This is a genomic window from Rhodococcus sp. RD6.2 (genome assembly GCF_001040705.1).
GTDB lineage: Bacteria > Actinomycetota > Actinomycetes > Mycobacteriales > Mycobacteriaceae > Rhodococcus_G.
The window spans coordinates 419643-437033 of record NZ_CVQP01000001.1; the positions used below are offsets into that span (position 1 = coordinate 419643).

General features: G+C 68.6%; 17 protein-coding genes. 13 read left to right on the top strand and 4 right to left on the bottom strand.

The window, feature by feature from the left end; all coding sequences use genetic code 11:
• Positions 1-144 precede the first annotated feature (144 nt).
• From RHCRD62_RS01915 to lhgO, 5 genes are all read left to right on the top strand, one after another.
• Positions 145-924, top strand: coding sequence for a M23 family metallopeptidase (locus RHCRD62_RS01915; protein WP_050062951.1), 780 nt, complete (start codon positions 145-147; stop codon positions 922-924).
• A gap of 51 nt (positions 925-975) precedes the next feature.
• The gene (locus RHCRD62_RS01920; protein ID WP_050062952.1) at positions 976-1659 is read left to right on the top strand and encodes a nitroreductase; all 684 of its coding nucleotides are present in this window, start codon (positions 976-978) and stop codon (positions 1657-1659) included.
• A gap of 29 nt (positions 1660-1688) precedes the next feature.
• Positions 1689-2819 (top strand): class I SAM-dependent methyltransferase, encoded by a 1131-nt coding sequence (locus RHCRD62_RS01925; RefSeq protein WP_050062953.1) that lies wholly within the window; start codon positions 1689-1691, stop codon positions 2817-2819.
• Between the two features lie 228 nt (positions 2820-3047).
• Positions 3048-3893 carry a Bax inhibitor-1/YccA family protein gene (locus RHCRD62_RS01930; RefSeq protein WP_050062954.1) on the top strand — a complete coding sequence of 282 codons (846 nt, stop codon included), beginning with the start codon at positions 3048-3050 and terminating at the stop codon, positions 3891-3893.
• A gap of 93 nt (positions 3894-3986) precedes the next feature.
• Positions 3987-5174, top strand: a complete 1188-nt coding sequence (lhgO, locus tag RHCRD62_RS01935; RefSeq protein ID WP_050062955.1) for an L-2-hydroxyglutarate oxidase — start codon at positions 3987-3989, stop codon at positions 5172-5174.
• Between the two features lie 65 nt (positions 5175-5239).
• On the opposite strand, the gene RHCRD62_RS01940 is transcribed toward lhgO, so the two are convergent.
• Positions 5240-6457 carry an acetyl-CoA C-acetyltransferase gene (locus tag RHCRD62_RS01940; protein ID WP_050062956.1) on the bottom strand — a complete coding sequence of 406 codons (1218 nt, stop codon included), beginning with the start codon at positions 6455-6457 and terminating at the stop codon, positions 5240-5242.
• Positions 6458-6558: 101 nt separating this feature from the next.
• Positions 6559-7569, bottom strand: coding sequence for an SGNH/GDSL hydrolase family protein (locus RHCRD62_RS01945; RefSeq protein ID WP_050062957.1), 1011 nt, complete (start codon positions 7567-7569; stop codon positions 6559-6561).
• Between the two features lie 119 nt (positions 7570-7688).
• On the opposite strand from RHCRD62_RS01945, the gene RHCRD62_RS01950 reads away from it, so the two are divergent.
• From RHCRD62_RS01950 to RHCRD62_RS01970, 6 genes are all read left to right on the top strand, one after another.
• Positions 7689-9074 (top strand): cystathionine beta-synthase, encoded by a 1386-nt coding sequence (locus RHCRD62_RS01950; protein WP_050062958.1) that lies wholly within the window; start codon positions 7689-7691, stop codon positions 9072-9074.
• A gap of 37 nt (positions 9075-9111) precedes the next feature.
• Positions 9112-9747, top strand: coding sequence for a hypothetical protein (locus RHCRD62_RS01955; protein ID WP_157050772.1), 636 nt, complete (start codon positions 9112-9114; stop codon positions 9745-9747).
• A 38-nt stretch (positions 9748-9785) separates the two neighbouring features.
• Positions 9786-10940 carry a cystathionine gamma-synthase gene (locus tag RHCRD62_RS01960; protein ID WP_050062960.1) on the top strand — a complete coding sequence of 385 codons (1155 nt, stop codon included), beginning with the start codon at positions 9786-9788 and terminating at the stop codon, positions 10938-10940.
• Between the two features lie 246 nt (positions 10941-11186).
• Positions 11187-12497, top strand: coding sequence for a C40 family peptidase (locus tag RHCRD62_RS01965; RefSeq protein ID WP_050062961.1), 1311 nt, complete (start codon positions 11187-11189; stop codon positions 12495-12497).
• A 13-nt stretch (positions 12498-12510) separates the two neighbouring features.
• Positions 12511-12606 carry an Lsr2 family DNA-binding protein gene (locus tag RHCRD62_RS26700; RefSeq protein WP_084734021.1) on the top strand — a complete coding sequence of 32 codons (96 nt, stop codon included), beginning with the start codon at positions 12511-12513 and terminating at the stop codon, positions 12604-12606.
• Positions 12607-12636: 30 nt separating this feature from the next.
• Positions 12637-14523: an SEC-C metal-binding domain-containing protein gene (locus RHCRD62_RS01970; protein ID WP_050062962.1), complete on the top strand. Its 1887-nt coding sequence runs from the start codon at positions 12637-12639 to the stop codon at positions 14521-14523.
• Between the two features lie 222 nt (positions 14524-14745).
• On the opposite strand, the gene greA is transcribed toward RHCRD62_RS01970, so the two are convergent.
• Both greA and RHCRD62_RS01980 read right to left on the bottom strand, forming a co-directional pair.
• Positions 14746-15240 (bottom strand): transcription elongation factor GreA, encoded by a 495-nt coding sequence (gene greA, locus RHCRD62_RS01975; RefSeq protein WP_050062963.1) that lies wholly within the window; start codon positions 15238-15240, stop codon positions 14746-14748.
• Positions 15241-15553: 313 nt separating this feature from the next.
• Complete coding sequence (locus tag RHCRD62_RS01980) at positions 15554-15979, bottom strand: DUF4307 domain-containing protein (protein WP_050062964.1); 426 nt, start codon at positions 15977-15979, stop codon at positions 15554-15556.
• Positions 15980-16186: 207 nt separating this feature from the next.
• Between RHCRD62_RS01980 and mca the strand changes: the two genes are divergently transcribed.
• Both mca and RHCRD62_RS01990 read left to right on the top strand, forming a co-directional pair.
• Positions 16187-17089 carry a mycothiol conjugate amidase Mca gene (gene mca / locus RHCRD62_RS01985; RefSeq protein ID WP_050062965.1) on the top strand — a complete coding sequence of 301 codons (903 nt, stop codon included), beginning with the start codon at positions 16187-16189 and terminating at the stop codon, positions 17087-17089.
• On the top strand, positions 17086-17391 hold the full coding sequence (locus tag RHCRD62_RS01990) for a hypothetical protein (RefSeq protein ID WP_050062966.1): 306 nt from the start codon (positions 17086-17088) through the stop codon (positions 17389-17391). Before mca ends, RHCRD62_RS01990 begins: the two co-directional genes overlap by 4 nt.

Sequence of the window (17391 nt, forward strand, 5' to 3'; positions counted from 1 at the left end):
TGCCCCCGACCGCAGGTGATCGAAACGAGATCGACCGGCCGTTCGGTGGACGGGGTCGAGACCATCTTGTTATGTTCGGCGCGGACAAACGGCGCGCAGCCACCTGCGCGCCGCCGACCGAAGACAACGGATGGGATACCGACCGTGGCAGATCATCGCAGTTCAGGAGCGCGAACCCTCGCGTTCGCCGTCGTCGATCCCGACGCGGCACGTGGCCGACACCGGGCTCCGGCACAAGGTCACGGAACGGGGGTCAAGGCGGCCACCCTGGCCGCTGCCACCGGTGCGATCTTCGTCGGCGGGGCCCAGTTCGCCACCGCCACGGCGTCTGCCGCCACGATCGACGTCGCGGCACTGCCCGCCGACGTCACCGCCGGACTGAAGTCCGTCGGCGTCGAGGTCCCGGCCACAGTGGAGGTCCCCGACTTCGCCGCCGACGCGATTCCCGGCTTCGCCACCGCCAAGCAGTGGCTCGAGAACCAGCCGACCGGCTCCACCAACCCGCTGCCTGCACGCACCGTGCAGCCGGTGAACGGAACGTTGACCTCCGACTACGGGTCCCGGTGGGGCGCACACCACGGCGGTATCGACATCGCCGCGCCGATCGGCACGCCGGTGCTGGCCGCCGAGGACGGCACCGTCATCTCCGCCGGTGAGGCCTCCGGCTTCGGCCTGTGGGTCCGCGTCATGCACGAGGATCGCAGCATCACCGTCTACGGGCACATCAACGACTACCGGGTCAGCGTCGGACAGAAGGTGTCCGCGGGCGAGCAGATCGCCACCGTCGGAAACCGTGGCCAGTCCACCGGACCGCACCTGCACTTCGAGGTGTGGGACCCGCAGGGCAACAAGACCGACCCCTCCGCATGGCTGCGCGACAACGGCGTGTCCGTGACGTGGGGCAACAACGGGCGGAACGTATAGGGGTACCTCCGGCTCCGGCGCCGTACCCGCATCTTCTTAGGATCTGATCTCGTGACCGACACCACCGTCGCGCCGTCGACGCTCGCCGCACTGCTCTCCTCCCGGTTCAGTTGCCGGGCATTCCTCCCGGACCAGGTCCCCGAGGACGTGATCGTCGAGATCCTCACCATGGCGCAGCGCACCCCGTCGTGGTGCAACACCCAGCCGTGGCAGGTTGCGGTCACCGATGGCGAGGCCACCGAGCGGTTCCGTGTCGGTCTCGCGGACGCGATCCGGACGGTCCCACAGGCCCCCGACATCGCGTTCCCGACCGGCTACCACGGGGTGTACCGGGACCGGCGCAAGGAAACCGCGATGCAGCTCTACTCGAGTCTCGGTATCGCAGGTGACCGGCAGGCCTCCGCCGAGCAGACGATGAAGAACTTCGATCTCTTCGGCGCTCCGCACGTCGCCGTCGTCACCACCGACGCGGCCCTCGGCACCTATGCGGCCGTCGACTGCGGTCTGTACGTCAACACCTTCCTGCTCGCCGCGCAGAGCCTCGGTGTCGCGACGGTCCCGCAGGCCGCGCTCGCCGGGTGTGCGCCGTACGTCCGGGACTTCTTCGAGATCCCCGACGACCGTGACGTGCTCTGCGCCATCTCATTCGGATACCCGGACCTCACGCACCCTGCGAACGCGTTTCGTACCACCCGCGCCGAACTCGACTCCGTCGTCACGTGGGTGTCCCGCTGACGCGGCAGTCCACCTGACAGACTGGACGCGTGCCGGTCCCCGAGGAACTCTTCGCCACCCTGCGACGCCACCCCGACGTCGAGGCGCCCAACCTGTACGCCGTCGACGGCGCCGACCGCCTCGTCCTCGACGAGGCGGCCGCCGCGCTGACCGTCGCCGGGCCCGGACAGGTCGCGGTGATCGGGGACCATTACGGTGCCCTGACCCTCGGTGCGGTCGCGGGTTTCGGAGCGAGTGACGTTCGGGCGCATCAGGATCCGCTCACCGGCGAGCGTGCGCTGTCGGGCAACGCCGAAAGGGCGGCGCTGGCAGGGACTTACCGGCAGTGTCCGCTCGGGGAGAGCCTGCTGTCCGGAGCGACGGTGGTGCTCGTGCAACTGCCGCGCAGCCTCGCGGCGCTGACGGAGATCGCGGAAACCGTTGCGCGGTACGCGGACCCGTCGGTCGTCGTGTATGCGGGTGGACGAGACAAGTACCTGACCCACGCCTTCAACGACGTCCTCGCGACGTGCTTCGCTGATGTCCACGCCACGCGGGGCAGGCAGAAGTCGCGCGTGCTCGTCGCCGCGAAACCCACCCCCGTGCCGCCGAGTTTTCCCCACCGCGAACACCTCGCGGAACTGGACCTCGACGTCGTCGCCCACGGCGCCGCCTTCGCAGGCGCCACCCTCGACATCGGCACCCGCTACCTCCTCGACTTCCTGCCCCGCACCGATCCCGGTGCCCGCACGGCCGTCGACCTGGGGTGCGGTACCGGGATCCTCGCGGTCTCCCTCGCGCGGCTCCGGCCGGACGTCGAGGTGATCGCCACTGACCAGTCGGCTGCAGCCGTAGCCTCCGCGTCGGCGACCGCAGCCGCGAACGGGGTGGCCGACCGGGTCGCCGTCCTGCGAGACGACGCGATGTCCGGCCTCGCATCGGACAGCGTCGACCTGATCGTGTGCAATCCGCCGTTCCACGTCGGGGCGGCGGTCCATACCGGCGCCGCCGAGTCGATGTTCCGGGCCGCCGGACGGGTGCTGCGCCCGGGCGGAGAACTCTGGACGGTGTACAACTCGCATCTCGGCTACCGCGCCGACCTGCGGGCAACGGTCGGCGACACCGAACAGGTCGGCCGGAACCCGAAGTTCACCGTGACTCGCTCGATCGCCCGCGGCTGAGGACTGCCGGGCGCGCTTCGGGCAACTCGGGCACAATACGCGCGTGCCGCTTGCGGTGACCTGCTGGTGACAGTGCTGGCGTGGAGGTCCACCCGGTAGAGTCCGAATTGTCCGACCGGGGGAACTCGGTATGGACGGCGTTCGTTGGAAGTTCAAGAAGGCGGGGAAACCCACCAGTCGGGCCGTCGGCTCGACCGGCCACAGGCCACGAAAGAAGGGACACGCACGGTGCGCACCACCAGCAACCCGGTGTTCCGCAACCTCCCCAAGCAGGAGGGCGGATACGCCTCGTTCGGTTCTGCCGCGGCAGGCGCCGGGCAGATGACCCAGCAGTTCGGTCAGCCGCAGTACACGCAGGCCGAGCCCTACACCACCGGACCCGCACCGCGGGCCATGACGATCGACGACGTCGTCACCAAGACCGGTATCACGCTCGGAATCCTGTCGGTCACGGCGATCGTCTCGTACATCCTGGTCAACCAGAACGTCGACCTCGCCGCACCGTTCGTCATCGCAGGCGGACTCATCGGCTTCGTCCTCGTGATGATCGCCAGCTTCGGCAACAAGATGGACAACCCGGCGATCGTGCTCGCCTACGCGGCAGCGGAGGGTGTGTTCCTCGGTGCACTGTCGTTCCTGATGACGTTCGACATCCAGGGCGTCAGCGCCGAGACCCTGATCGTGCAGGCCGTCCTCGGCACGTTCGGCGTGTTCTTCGGCATGCTCGTCGTCTACAAGACCGGAGCGATCCGCGTCACCCCGCGCCTGACCCGGATGATCATCGGCGCCCTCATCGGTGTCGTCGTGCTCTCGCTGGGCAACCTGATCGCAAGCTTCTTCATCGACGGCGGCCTCGGCCTCCGCGACGGTGGCGGCCTCGCGATCATCTTCAGCCTCGTCTGCATCGGTATCGCGGCGTTCAGCTTCCTGCTGGACTTCGACGCCGCCGACCAGTTGATCCGCGCCCAGGCGCCGGAGAAGGCCGCGTGGGGCGTCGCCCTCGGCCTCACCGTCACCCTGGTCTGGCTCTACGTCGAGATCCTGCGACTGCTGAGCTACTTCAACAACGACTAGCAGCACTCCGCCGAACGGGCGGTTACCGTGCAGCGCCCTCGGGCGATGCTCCGGTAACCGCCCGTTCGGCGTTCGGTGCGGCATCATCGTGCCGTGGTCTACGACTATTGCGTGATCGGGGCAGGCATCGTCGGACTGGCGACGGCGCGAGCGATCCTCGACCGGCAGCCGGGTGCGACGGTGATCGTGCTGGAGAAGGAAGCCGACGTCGCCGCGCATCAGACCGGGCACAACAGCGGCGTTATCCACGCCGGCATCTACTACGAGCCGGGCAGCCTCAAGGCGGACCTCTGCAAGCAGGGCGCCGCCGCGACGAAACGGTTCGCCGACGAGCACGGGATCGAGTATCGGGTCACCGGAAAGCTTCTCGTCGCGACCGACGACGTCGAACTCGCGCGGATGGAGAAGCTCACCGATCGCGCCCGGATCAACGGCATCGACCACGAACGCCTGGGTGCCGCCGAACTCCGCGACCGCGAACCGCTCGTGTCCGGCGTCGGCGCACTGCTCGTCAAGGACACCGGGATCGTCGACTACCGGCTCGTGTGCCGGGCACTCGCGCAGGACATCACGGAGGTGGGCGCGGAGGTGCGGACCGGCTCGGAGGCCGTCGGCGTCGACGAGCGCGACGACTGTGTCACCGTCACGACGCCCGACACCACGGTCCGGGCGCGCACCCTGATCGCCTGTGCCGGACTGCAGGCCGACCGGATCGCGCGGCTCGCCGGCCTGCCCGTCGACTTCCAGATCATGCCGTTCCGCGGCGAGTACTACCGGCTGCGACCGGAGAAGTCCTCGATCGTGCGGCACCTGATCTACCCGATCCCCGACCCCGACCTGCCGTTCCTCGGCGTCCACCTGAGCCCGACCATCGGCGGTGACATCACCGTCGGGCCGAACGCGGTCCTCGGGTTCGCGCGGGAGAAGTACGAGCCGTTCGGCTTCGATCGCAGGGACGTCGCGGAGATGCTGCGGTTCCCGGGGCTGCGCAGGGTGGCAGCTGCCAACGTCCGCACCGGGGTGCGGGAGATGCGGAACGCCATCTTCAAGCGCGGCTACCTCGACGAATGCCGGAAGTACTGTCCGTCACTCGAACTCGACGACCTGAAGGACCGGCACGCCGGTATTCGCGCGCAGGCGGTGCTCCGCGACGGCACCTTCGTGCACGACTTCCTGATCCGCTCGACGGATCGGATGGTGCACGTCGTCAACGCGCCCTCGCCTGCCGCGACATCGGCGCTGCCGATAGGGCGCATGATCGCCGAACGGGCGGTCACCTGAGCATCGGCCGAGTGGCCTGCCCGGTAACCGCCCGTTCGACGGAGACGATCAGCTCAGGCGCTGGATCAGCTCAAACGCTCCAGCACCATCGCCATGCCCTGGCCGCCGCCGACGCACATGGTCTCGACGCCGAAGGTCTTGTCCTGCTCACGCAGGTTGTTGATCAGCGTGTTGGTGATGCGGGCGCCGGTCATGCCGAACGGGTGACCCAGGGCGATCGCGCCGCCGGAGACGTTGATCTTGTCCTCGTCGAGGTCGAGCGCGCGGGCGGAGCCGAGCACCTGCACCGCGAACGCCTCGTTGATCTCGTACAGGTCGATGTCCGAGGTGGTCATCTTCGCGTAGCCGAGGGCCTTCTTGACGGCCTCGATCGGGCCCAGGCCCATGATCTCGGGAGACAGGCCGCTCGCGGCGGTGGCGACGACGCGCGCCAGCGGGGTCAGGCCGAGGGCCTTCGCCTTGGTGTCGCTCATGATGACGAGCGCGGCCGCGCCGTCGTTGAGCGGGCAGGCGTTGCCGGCGGTGACGGTGCCGTCGGGACGGAAGACCGGCTTGAGCTGGCTGATCTTGTCGTAGCTGGTGCCTGCGCGCGGGCCGTCGTCGGTGGACACGACGGTGCCGTCGGCGAGGGTCACCGGGGTGATCTCGTTGGCGAAGAAGCCGCGGTTGATGGCCTCCTCCGCGCGGTTCTGGCTGCGAACGCCCCAGTGGTCCTGGTCCTCGCGGCTGATGCCGGTCAGCGAGGCGACGTTCTCCGCGGTCTGGCCCATCGAGATGTAGATGTCGGGGGTCAGGCCGTCCTCGCGGGGGTCCTGCCACGCGACGCCACCCTGTGCGGCCAGCTCGGTGCGGGCCTGCGCGTCGGCGTACAGGGCGTTCTTGGTGTTCGGCCAGCCGTCGGCGGTGCCGGTGGCGAAGGACGAGACGGACTCGACGCCCGCGGAGATGAACACGTCGCCCTCGCCCGCGCGGATGGCGTGCATGGCCATCCGGGTGGTCTGCAGCGAGGAGGAGCAGTAACGGTTGACCGTCACGCCGGGGAGGAAGTCATAGCCGAGAGTGGTGGCGACGACCTTGGCGATGTTGTAGCCGGACTGGCCGCCGGGCTGGCCACAGCCCATCATCAGGTCGTCGATCTCGGTGGGATCAAGCTCGGGGATCTTCGCGAGCGCTGCGGCGACCATCTGGGCGGCCAGGTCGTCGGGGCGAATGTCCTTGAGCGATCCCTTGCCTGCGCGGCCGATCGGCGAGCGCACGGCGGAGACGATGACTGCCTCGGGCATGAGTACTCCTTCGTTCTGTGAGCTGTCTGTGTGTGAGAGGTGACAGCGGGGGTCCGGTGTGACGTTACGTGGGGATGCCGCAGGTCTCGGCATGCGGTCGCTCATCCACCCGGGCGCAGCGGTGCCATCTTCTCCGCGGTACGTCCCGCGGGGGTGTCGTGGGCGGCCGGTTCGCCGTCCCGATTGCGCCGGAACAGCGCTGTGGCGCTGCTGATCCGCGACGTGAGGCGACTGGACTCGGCCACCGCTGACACGGTGGGAAGTGTCGGGAGTGGGCCACCGTCCCACTCGCCGAGTGCGGCCGCGAGTACGGGCAGCAGTTGCCGGGCCGCCAGCTCGTACCCGGCCGCCGACGGGTGGAACTGGTCGGGGGAGAACATCGTGTCCGGGGCGGCGAGGAATTCGGGGGCGAGCAGATCGGCAAGGGGGACCGGGTGCCCGCCCGACGACAGCACGGCCGAGGTCTGGGCACGGGCGAGCAGATGCCCCCATTCGCGGACCACGGTCCGCAGGGGTTGGGGGATCGCCGTCACCACACCCAGGTCGGGGCACGTCCCGACGACCACAACGGCGCCCGCGCTGCGGAGCCGGGCGACTGCGGCACCGAGCCGCCGTGCCGACGGGTAGATCCCGTTCTTCGCGGTGACGTCGTTGGCGCCGATCAGGATCACCGCCGCATCGGGCGGCGGACCCGCCACGAACATCGCGTCGACCTGGCCCGCCAGCCCCTTCGACGTGGCACCGCCGATTGCCTTGGTGCTGAGCCTGATTCGCTTCCCGGTCTCCTCGGCCAGTCCGCGTGCAAGCCGAACGCCGGGCACCTCATCTGCGGAGGCGCAGCCGACGCCCGCAGCCGTGGAGTCGCCGAAGATCATCAGGTGCAGGTCGAACGGGACTCCGCGACGCCACGGAACGGGCGCGTCGGCGCCCGCGACGTGGATGCCGTCCGCCTCCGGTGGTTTGGCCACATTGCGGCCGATCACCCCGCGTGCGGCACCCGCCTGTCCCATCAGATAGGTGTAGGCAAACCACGACGCCGTGCCTGCGGACGACCCCGCGACGGCCGCCGCTGCACCGGCCTTCGCGGCCGTTCGCCACCTGGTGGTACCCATCGCTCGCCTTCCGGTCGAGGTGGCAGCTGACACCGACGAATCTAGTCGGAATCCGTACCCGTCGCCGGGCCATCGGAACCAGGTGTTGCCGACGACGTGGGCTCTGGGACGATGGGGGTATGCGCATCGCGGATCACGTCGTCGACCTCATCGGAAACACGCCCCTGGTGAAGCTGAACTCGGTGGTTGCATCAGGCTCCGGCCTGGTTGCGGCGAAGATCGAGTACCTGAACCCGGGTGGCAGCTCGAAGGACCGCATCGCCGTCAAGATGGTCGACGCGGCCGAGGCATCCGGTCAGCTGAAGCCCGGCGGCACGATCGTCGAACCGACGTCCGGCAACACCGGTATCGGTCTCGCGCTCGTCGCCCAGCAGCGCGGGTACAAGTGTGTTTTCGTATGCCCCGACAAGGTCAGCGAGGACAAGCGCAACGTCCTGAAGGCCTACGGCGCCGAGGTCGTCGTCTGCCCGACCGCTGTCGCGCCGGAACACCCGGACAGCTACTACAACGTCTCCGACCGTTTGGTGAAAGAGATCCCGGGCGCCTGGAAGCCGGACCAGTACTCCAACCCCGGCGGCCCGGACAGCCACTACGAGACGACCGGCCCCGAGATCTGGCGTGACACGGAAGGCAAGGTCACGCACTTCGTCGCAGGCGTCGGTACCGGCGGCACGATCACCGGCACCGGCCGCTACCTCAAGGAGGTCTCGGGCGGAAAGGTGAAGGTCATCGGCGCCGACCCCGAGGGATCGGTGTACTCCGGCGGCACCGGACGCCCCTACCTCGTCGAGGGCGTGGGCGAGGACTTCTGGCCCAGCGCCTACGACCCGTCCATCCCGGACGAGATCATCGCCGTCTCCGACGCCGACTCGTTCGACATGACGCGACGCCTCGCCCGCGAGGAGGGGCTGCTGGTCGGCGGCTCCTGCGGCATGGCCGTCGTCGCGGCTCTCCGGGTCGCGGAGCGCGACCCGGACGCGGTGGTCGTGGTGCTGCTCCCCGACGGTGGTCGCGGCTACCTCTCGAAGATCTTCAACGACAAGTGGATGGCGTCGTACGGCTTCCTGCGCACCCCCCTCGACGGCAGCAAGGCCGCTGAGCCGACTGTCGGGGACGTGCTGCGGGGCAAGTCGGGCGAGCTCCCCGACCTGGTGCACACGCACCCGACGGAGACGCTGCGCGACGCCATCGAGATCCTGCGCGAATACGGTGTCTCCCAGATGCCCGTCGTCGGCGCCGAGCCGCCGGTCATGGCGGGCGAGGTCGCGGGCAGCGTCACCGAACGCGAGCTCCTCTCAGCGGTGTTCGAGGGCCGCGCGCAGCTCGCCGACCCGGTGTCCAAGCACATGAGTGCGGCGTTCCCGCTCATCGGTTCGGGCGAACCGGTCAGCGCCGCGACGAAGGCGCTCGGCGACACCGACGCGCTGATGGTCGTCGACGACGGCAAGCCCGTCGGGGTCATCACTCGTCAGGATCTGCTCGGGTTCCTCAGCGCCGGAGGCTGATGCGCGCGGCGGTTTCCGCTGTCGTACCCTGGCCGCCATGCAGTGGGGGAGAGCAGCGGGGGCTGTCGCATGTCTGGCGGCGGTGGTTGTGACGGCGTCGGCGTGCGCGTCGACGGTGACGGGCACGGCGGTGGCGCAGGATGGCGAGACTGCGTCCGCGCGCCCGAGCACGTTCCCGAAATCGAGTGGGTACCCGAAGCCGAGTGCGACGAGCGCCGCGGCGCGGCCGAGTCAGGCGGCTGACCGAAACGGATCCGCGACGGTTCCGACGTGTGACGCCATCGACTCGGCCGTCACCGGTGTCGTCCGGGGCTACACCCTCGATCGGTCGCCGCAGACGCCGGCGACCGGCGATCAGTCGACCTGCTTCTTCCTCAAGGGTGGAGAGTTCTCCGACGATCACGTCGCGGTGTTGATCGGCAAGCTGCCGCTGTCCGCCGAGGCGATCGTCCGGCAGCGCGAGAACCTCGCCGACACGAAGCCGGGGGAAATGATCGAGTCGGCGGTGGCAACGGGTCTGGACGGGTACATTTCCGACCCGCTCGGCATCGGGCATCTGGCACTGGTGATGCCGGGATTGATGGTGAGCGCCAGCGCGGGTGACGCCGCAGACCTGTCTCAGGAGAAGCTCGTCGAGGTCCTGGAGGCCGTCGGTTCGGCGGTCGCGCACTGACCCGATGAGGTCGTGAGCCGGTCGCTACGCTGATCGGTATGACTGACCAGGGCACCTTCAGCGGCTTTTCCACCAGGGCCATCCACGCGGGCTACGAACCGGATCCGCAGACCGGCGCGGTCAACGTGCCGATCTACGCCAGCTCCACGTTCGCGCAGGACGGCGTCGGCGGCATGCGCAACGGCTTCGAGTACGCCCGCACCGGCAATCCCACCCGGCGTCCCCTCGAGGCCAATCTCGCCGCGATCGAGGGCGGCACGTTCGGGCGTGCCTTCTCGTCCGGCATGGCGGCCACCGACTGCCTGCTGCGGTCCGTGCTGCGCCCCGGCGACCACCTCGTCATCCCGAACGACGCGTACGGCGGCACCTTCCGGCTCATCGACAAGGTGTTCTCGGAGTGGGGTGTCGAGCACACGCCCGCGCCGATGGGCGACGTCGACGCCGTTCGCGCAGCGATCCGCCCGACCACCAAGCTGGTGTGGGTGGAGACGCCGACGAACCCGCTGCTGAACATCGGTGACATCGAGGCGCTGTCCGCGGTCGCGCACGATGCGGGCGCGAAGATCGTCGTGGACAACACGTTCGCGTCGCCGTATCTGCAGCAGCCGCTGGCGCTCGGCGCCGACGTCGCACTGCATTCGACGACGAAATACCTGGGTGGGCACTCCGACGTGGTCGGTGGCGCGCTGGTGACCAGCGACGAGGAACTCGACACCAAGTTCGCGTTCCTGCAGAACGGCGCCGGCGCGGTGCCCGGGCCGTTCGACGCATACCTGACGATGCGCGGCATCAAGACGCTCGCGCTGCGGATGGAGCGGCACAGCGACAATGCCGAGAAGATCGTCGACCTGCTGACCGGTCACGCCGCGGTCGAGAAGGTGATCTACCCGGGTCTCGCTTCGCATCCCGGTCACGCGGTCGCGTCGAGGCAGATGCGCCGGTTCGGCGGCATGGTGTCGGTGCGCCTCAAGGGGGGCAAGCAGGCCGCGCTCGACTTCTGCTCACGCACGAAGATCTTCACGCTCGCGGAGTCGCTGGGTGGCGTGGAGTCGCTGATCGAGCATCCGGGTGCGATGACCCATGCGTCGACCGCGGGATCGGAACTCGAGGTTCCCGAGAACCTGGTCCGGCTGTCCGTCGGCATCGAGGATGCGGCGGATCTGCTCGCCGACATCGAGCAGGCGCTGGGCTAGTTCCCCTACGTCGTCCGCGCGTCGGTTCATTGGCTGAAACGGTGCGCGGGCGGCGCGTCGCGTCTCGACTTCGTCCCGACCGTGCCTACGGTGCCTTAGCGGTACCGCGAGTTGCGCGCAACCTGAAGGCTGTCTAAGAGTTCGCCGGAAAGGCGAGCACTTTGGCGTTAACCGTCATACGGTGATGCGAGTCACACAGGGGGCGGCGGGCGTCAGACGCATCGCGGTCGACGTAGGAGGATGCGCATGGCGGTTGACCCAACAGCGGTCATCGTTGCCGTTGCCACGGCACTGGGTGGATTGGTACAGGGGTCCGATCTGCCCGCACCGGTCAAAGAGCAAGCAACACAAGCAATCCAATCGTTCGAAGCAACATCACCCGCGGTGAGCCAGCAGGTGAACGACGTGATCGGCCTGCTGCCCGAACAGATGCAGGACCAGGCCCAGCAGGCCGTTGCGGACGCATCGAAGGCCGCGGTCGACGCCGTCGACCCGTACCTCCCCGCGCCTCCTCCGCCTCCACCCGCGCCGGAACCTGCCCCGGAACCGGCGCCGGTGCCCGTCACGCCCCCTCAGGCGTACGACCGGGCCGATGACGTCGCCGATGTCCCATTCGGTGGCGATCTGTCCCGGGCCGTCACCTCGCTCGACGCGGCGTTCCCGGGCGGCAACATCGCGCCGATCGGGTCGATCGCCGTGTTCGTGCCCTGGTTCAACAAGGCGGGCGCGATCTGCGACGGCATCAAGGCTCCCGTCCTCGCAGCCCTGTACAACGCCGAGAACGGCTTCCGTTACGGTCCGACCGCACCCGTGTCGCGTACCGGCGCGAAGGGGCCGGGCCAGTTCATGCCCGGGACCTGGGAGAAGTGGGGCAAGGACGCGGATGGCGACGGCAAGGTCGACGTCCTCGGTGTCGCCGACCCGGTGATGGCGTCCGGCAACCTGCTGTGCAGCATGTACGGGCAGATCGACGAGTGGAAGAAGCAGGGCGTCGTCACCGGAGACACCCTCGACCTGACGATCGCCGGCTACAACGCCGGAGTCGAGGCGGTCCGGCGCGCGGGCGGCATGCCGAACGGCGCCTACGACTACGAACACCAGACCAAGCCGTACGTGAAGAAGATCCGCGACTCCGAGCCGGTGTTCGCGGCGATCCTCGCGCCGCTGTCCGGGACGGACGGCAGCATCGGCAGCAAGGTCGTCGAGGCCGCACTCGGCTTCCTGGGACTGCCGTACGTGTGGGGTGGCGGCAACATCAACGGCCCGTCCGGCGGCGGGTTCGACTGCTCCGGTCTCACCTCGTACGCGATGTACACCGCGACCGGTGACACCCTCGTGCTCCCGCGGACATCCGAGACGCAATGGAACATCGGTACCGAGATCGCCATGGCGGATGCTCGCCCCGGAGATCTGCTGTTCGGTAACTGGCAGTCCGGCGGCCCCGGCCACGTCGCGATCTACATCGGCAACGGTCAGATGGTGCACGCACCGCAGACCGGCGACGTCGTTCGTGTCGGGCCCGTCTTCGACGGCATGAAGGCCCGCCGGATCGTCTAGGTCTCCGGCGCAGGTGCGCAGCTGGGCGGGCGAGCGGGGGATCGACGTGTCCGATCGGGGACGCGTCCCCGCTGCGTTGGTGCGTGACTTCCTGGCGTCGAGGCGGTGATCGACGCTGCGGGGCGCCTACGATCACGAGGTGACTTCGCAGCCTGAATCCCGGAACCCGCTCGTCGACGCCGCGTTGGACGTGTTGCGCGCGCACGGACCTCTGACCTCCGAGGACTGGGCGGAACTGCTCGTCGATGCGGGCAACGGTTCGGTCGACGAGATGCTGCCGTTCGTGGACCTGCTCGACGAACCCGTGCTCGGACGGCTCGTCGACGGCCGCACCGTCGCGCTGGACGCCCTGCTCGAGGGCCGGGTGTTCACGCACCGACTGTCCGAGGCGGAGATTCGCTCCGGGCTGCTGTATGCGGAACCGGACCTGCTGCCGGTGGTGTTGCTCGCGATGGCCGCCGACGACGATCGGGTGCTGTTCGAGGAGTACGACGGCGATGCCCTCGAAGAGTTGGGGCTCGAGTACGAGGACTTCCCGGACGGTGCCGGACTGCTGTTCGGAGCTGCTGCGCTGCAAGGGTATTCGGTCGGTGACGTGATCGGTGTCCGGGTACGCGGCGGCGACGTGGAGGTCGAACGCGTCGTCGGTGACCTCGTGTCGGCCGATCTGACCGAGGCCCTCGGGCGGACTGTCGGCGAGGACAACGCGGACAACTCCGAGACCGTCAGTTGGCAGCTCCTCGCCGACGACCCCGGGCTGTGCACGACGCCGACGGTTCCGCTCGGCGAACTGATCTCGTCCGCGGGCTACGTGTGTGAGGGCGACTACATCGCAGCCAGCGGGTTCGACGTGGCCGCGCACCATCTCGCTCGGCACATCGCGCTGGTGGCGCGGCAGGCGGAGCTGCATCCCGACGAGGTCGATGCCGTGATCTCGTTCGTCGACCTCGTCGGTGCCGTCCGCGAGGGCGACATGGATCTCGTCGCGACGCGCGAGAGGGTCATGTCCGACCCGGAATCCTTTGGAGGTCTGGAGGATCCGTCGGCTTCCGCGGCCGCGCTGGACGTGGTCAGCGGTTTCGACGACGACCACCTGCCCGCCGTGTACCTGTCGGCGCTGGCGGTCGCGGAGAAGGGTCCGCGCCGGTCGCGGGCATCCGGACACTGGCTCGCCGGTATGGCGGCGGACCTGCTGGGCGATGTGCGCGAAGCCGAACGGCACCTGGAAGAGGCCGTCGCCCTGGACGAGGAGTGGACGCCCGCGCTGCTCGAACTCGCCGGGTTCGCGTCCGACCGCGGTGACGCCACCCGCGCACTGTCACTGCTCGGCCGCATCGAGGGAGGCGAGGAGGAACACCTCTACGCGGTGCTGCAGCGTTTCGCGCCGCACGAGCACCCCGGGCTCGGACGCAACGACAAGTGCTGGTGCGGGTCGGGACGCAAGTACAAGGTGTGTCACCTCGGCAAGTCCGACACCACCCTCGACGACCGCGCGCACTGGCTGTACGAGAAGGCCGCGATGTTCGCGCAGTCGACGACCCTGTTCGATCTGGTGCTCGCGCTCGCCGACCTGCGAGCGGAGGACGTGGACGACGAGGAGTCCGTGGCGCGGGCGTTCGCGGAGCCGCTGGTGCTCGACGTCGGGCTGTTCGAGGGGGGACTGTTCGGGCTGTTCGTCCTGCGTCGCGGGGCGCTGCTGCCTGCGGACGAACTCGAACTCGCGGGGCGCTGGCTCGAGGTCCGGCGCTCGCTGCATGAGGTTCTCGCATCAGCGGACAGCACGGTCACCCTGCGTGACCTCGTGACGAACGAGACGGCCGACGTTGCCGTCGACGAGGCGCTCGAGGTCGGGTCGCTCGTCTGTGCCCGCGTCGTCCCCGCCGGGGAGCGGACGCAGATCCTCGGCGGGTACGAACCGGTCGCCGCAGACCGGCGTGAGGCCGTGCTCGCCGTCCTCGCAGCTGACGAGGTCGAGCCCGAGGACGTGATCGACGTGCTCAGCGGGAGGGTCGTCGGTGGCGAGTAATTTCCCCGAAATTGGTGGGAACCTTCGCGGCGTTCGTCGCGTCTGACTTGATGTGGGTCGAAGTGCACACGCTCGGGGGGTCGGGTGTGCGCGGCTCACCGAGGTCGGTGGGGCAGCCTGGCAGGGGGCGGCTGCCCCACCGACCGGCAATCGTGTGGTCCGCCCGGATACGCGAAACCCCGGTCCGTGCGTCGGACCGGGGTTTCGTCGCGTATGCGGGGATCAGGCGTGGTACGGCTCTGCGCTGATCAGGGTGACCTTCATGGTCTTGCCGTTGGGCAGGAAGTACTCGCGGGTCTCGCCGACCTTGGCGTCGAGGAGTGCGCCGCCGAGCGGGGAGCTGGGCGAGTAGACCTCGAGCTTGTTGCCGCGGGCGCCCTCTTCGCGGGTGGCGATGAGGAACGTCTCGGTGTCGGATTCGTCACCGTCGTAGTACACCTTGACGACCGAGCCGGGCAGGGCGACGCCGGACTGCGTGGGGGCCTCGCCGACCTTCGCGCTGTTCAGCAGCTCCTGCAGCTGTCGGATGCGCGACTCCTGCTGGCCCTGCTCCTCGCGGGCGGCGTGGTAGCCGCCGTTCTCCTTGAGGTCACCCTCTTCGCGGCGCTCGTTGATCTCGGCCGCGATGACCGGACGGTTGGCAATGAGCTGGTCGAGTTCGCTCTTGAGCCGGTCGTGGGACTCCTGGGTCAGCCAGGTCACCTGGGTCTCGGTCATGCTCGATCACTCCTCGTAGTCGGAACCCTCACGGTCCCCTGGACGGACCACCGATTCCGGTGGTCGGCTGCGGCCACGCGCGTTGTCCCCCGGATGGCGAATCCCCCGGTCGGCTCACCGCTCGGTGAGCGCGCGCCCGGCCGCGTGTGTGCAGCGGGCCGCTTGCGTCCGGGTGCGCGTACTCACACGCGTCCAGATGCAAATGCAGCAATACACGGCTCCAACGCGGAACCGTGTATCGGGCGAGTCTAGCACGAGCTGGGATTTTCCCGTGAAGGTCCAGGTCGCGGCCATGGCGTGGCGCGCCGAAATGTCAGTCGACGGTGAGATACGCCGGGATCGTGGAGCCACAGCCGTAGATGTCGGCGATGGCCGGCGGTTGCGTGGTCGTGATCTGGGTGTCGATCTGGACGGTTTCGTGTTCGGACGGTTGCACGACGACCTCACGTCGACCGGTTTCGGAGCCGTCCCGTGACCTGGATCGCACGATGCACACGGCAGCTTCCGACGGTTCTTCGCGGGTGACGGTGAAGCTCAGCGCGATCGTCGAATCGTCGACGATGGAGTACTGCAGCACCTCGGACTTGATGTCCTTCGCCTCGAACTTGTTGTACGCGAGCCATGCGACGGCCAGGCCGAGGAGGATGACGCCGATCGTGAGGACGATTGCGGTGATCCGGGACCCGCGGACACTGCCCTGCGGCATCGGGTAGCGGTCGGAGGGGATCGTCTCGGTCATTCGCTCGACTCTCGTGCAACGGTCCGGGCGAGCTCGTGGTGCCCGGCTGGGCGCCCTCCTGGCGGTGATCCGAGCAGGGTCACGGTGACGCTGGAGGTGTCGGGTGGAACTATAGGGGAAGGACACGGACGCCCCCCGCCCGGTCGGTGCGGCAGGGTGGACGACAGTCACACGTAGGTTCCAGCGAAGCTGAGGTGAAGGAAGACTGTGAGCGGATTGCGTCTCATGGCCGTGCACGCCCATCCCGACGACGAGTCCAGCAAGGGCGCGGCGACGATGGCCCGCTACTCGGCCGAGGGCAACGAGGTGCTGGTGGTCACCCTCACCGGCGGCGAGCGCGGCGACATCCTCAACCCGGCGATGGACGTGCCGGGCATCCGTGACCGCATCAGCGAGGTCCGCAAGGAGGAGATGGCGGAGGCCGCCCGCATCCTCGGCGTCCAGCAGATGTGGCTCGGGTTCGTCGACTCCGGACTGCCGGAGGGCGACCCCAAGCCGCCGCTGCCGGAGGGATGCTTCGCGCTGGTTCCGCTCGAGGAGTCCGCCGAGGCGCTGGTTCGGGTGGTCCGCGAGTTCCGTCCGCACGTGATGACGACCTACGACGAGAACGGCGGCTACCCGCACCCCGACCACATTCGCTGCCACGAGGTGTCGGTGGAGGCGTTCGAGGCTGCCGCCGACCCCGATCGGTTCCCCGACGCGGGGGAGCCGTGGGAGGTGCTCAAGCTGTACTACTCGCACGGATTCATCCGGAAGCGTCTGCAGCTGTTCCAGGAGGAGTACGACCGTCGCGGCGAGGAATTCCCGATGGCGGACTGGCTGAAGAAGTGGAAGACGGAGCAGGGCGACCTCATGGCCCGCGTCACCACGCAGATCACCTGTGGCGACCACTTCGCGCAGCGGGACGACGCCCTGCGCGCTCACGCGACGCAGATCGACCCGAATGGGTCGTTCTTCGCGGTCCCTCGTGACATTCAGCAGAAGATCTGGCCGACCGAGGAGTTCGAGTTGGCCAAGACCCGTGTGACCACCGCGATCCCCGAGACGGACCTGTTCGCCGGGATCGATCACGTCGGTGTCGGCGCGGGACATCAGGAGGAGGAGAAGTGAATCTGGCAGGCGCGGCAGTCGGGTGGCTGGCGCAGACCCAGGGCACACCGACGGGACCCGAGTTCGGCAAGGCATCCCCGGTCGGATTGCTGATCATCGTCGTTCTGCTGATCGGGACAGTGTTCCTGATCCGGTCGATGAACAAGCAGCTGCGGAAGCTGCCGGACACCTTCGAGCCCGAGCATCCCGAAGCCGATCAGGCAGCAGACGAGGGCACCGACCGTGGTGGGGCGCTGACGCAGGACGAGTCCGACACGTCTGCGGCGAAGCCGTCCACTCCGCCGACACAGACGTCGAGTTAG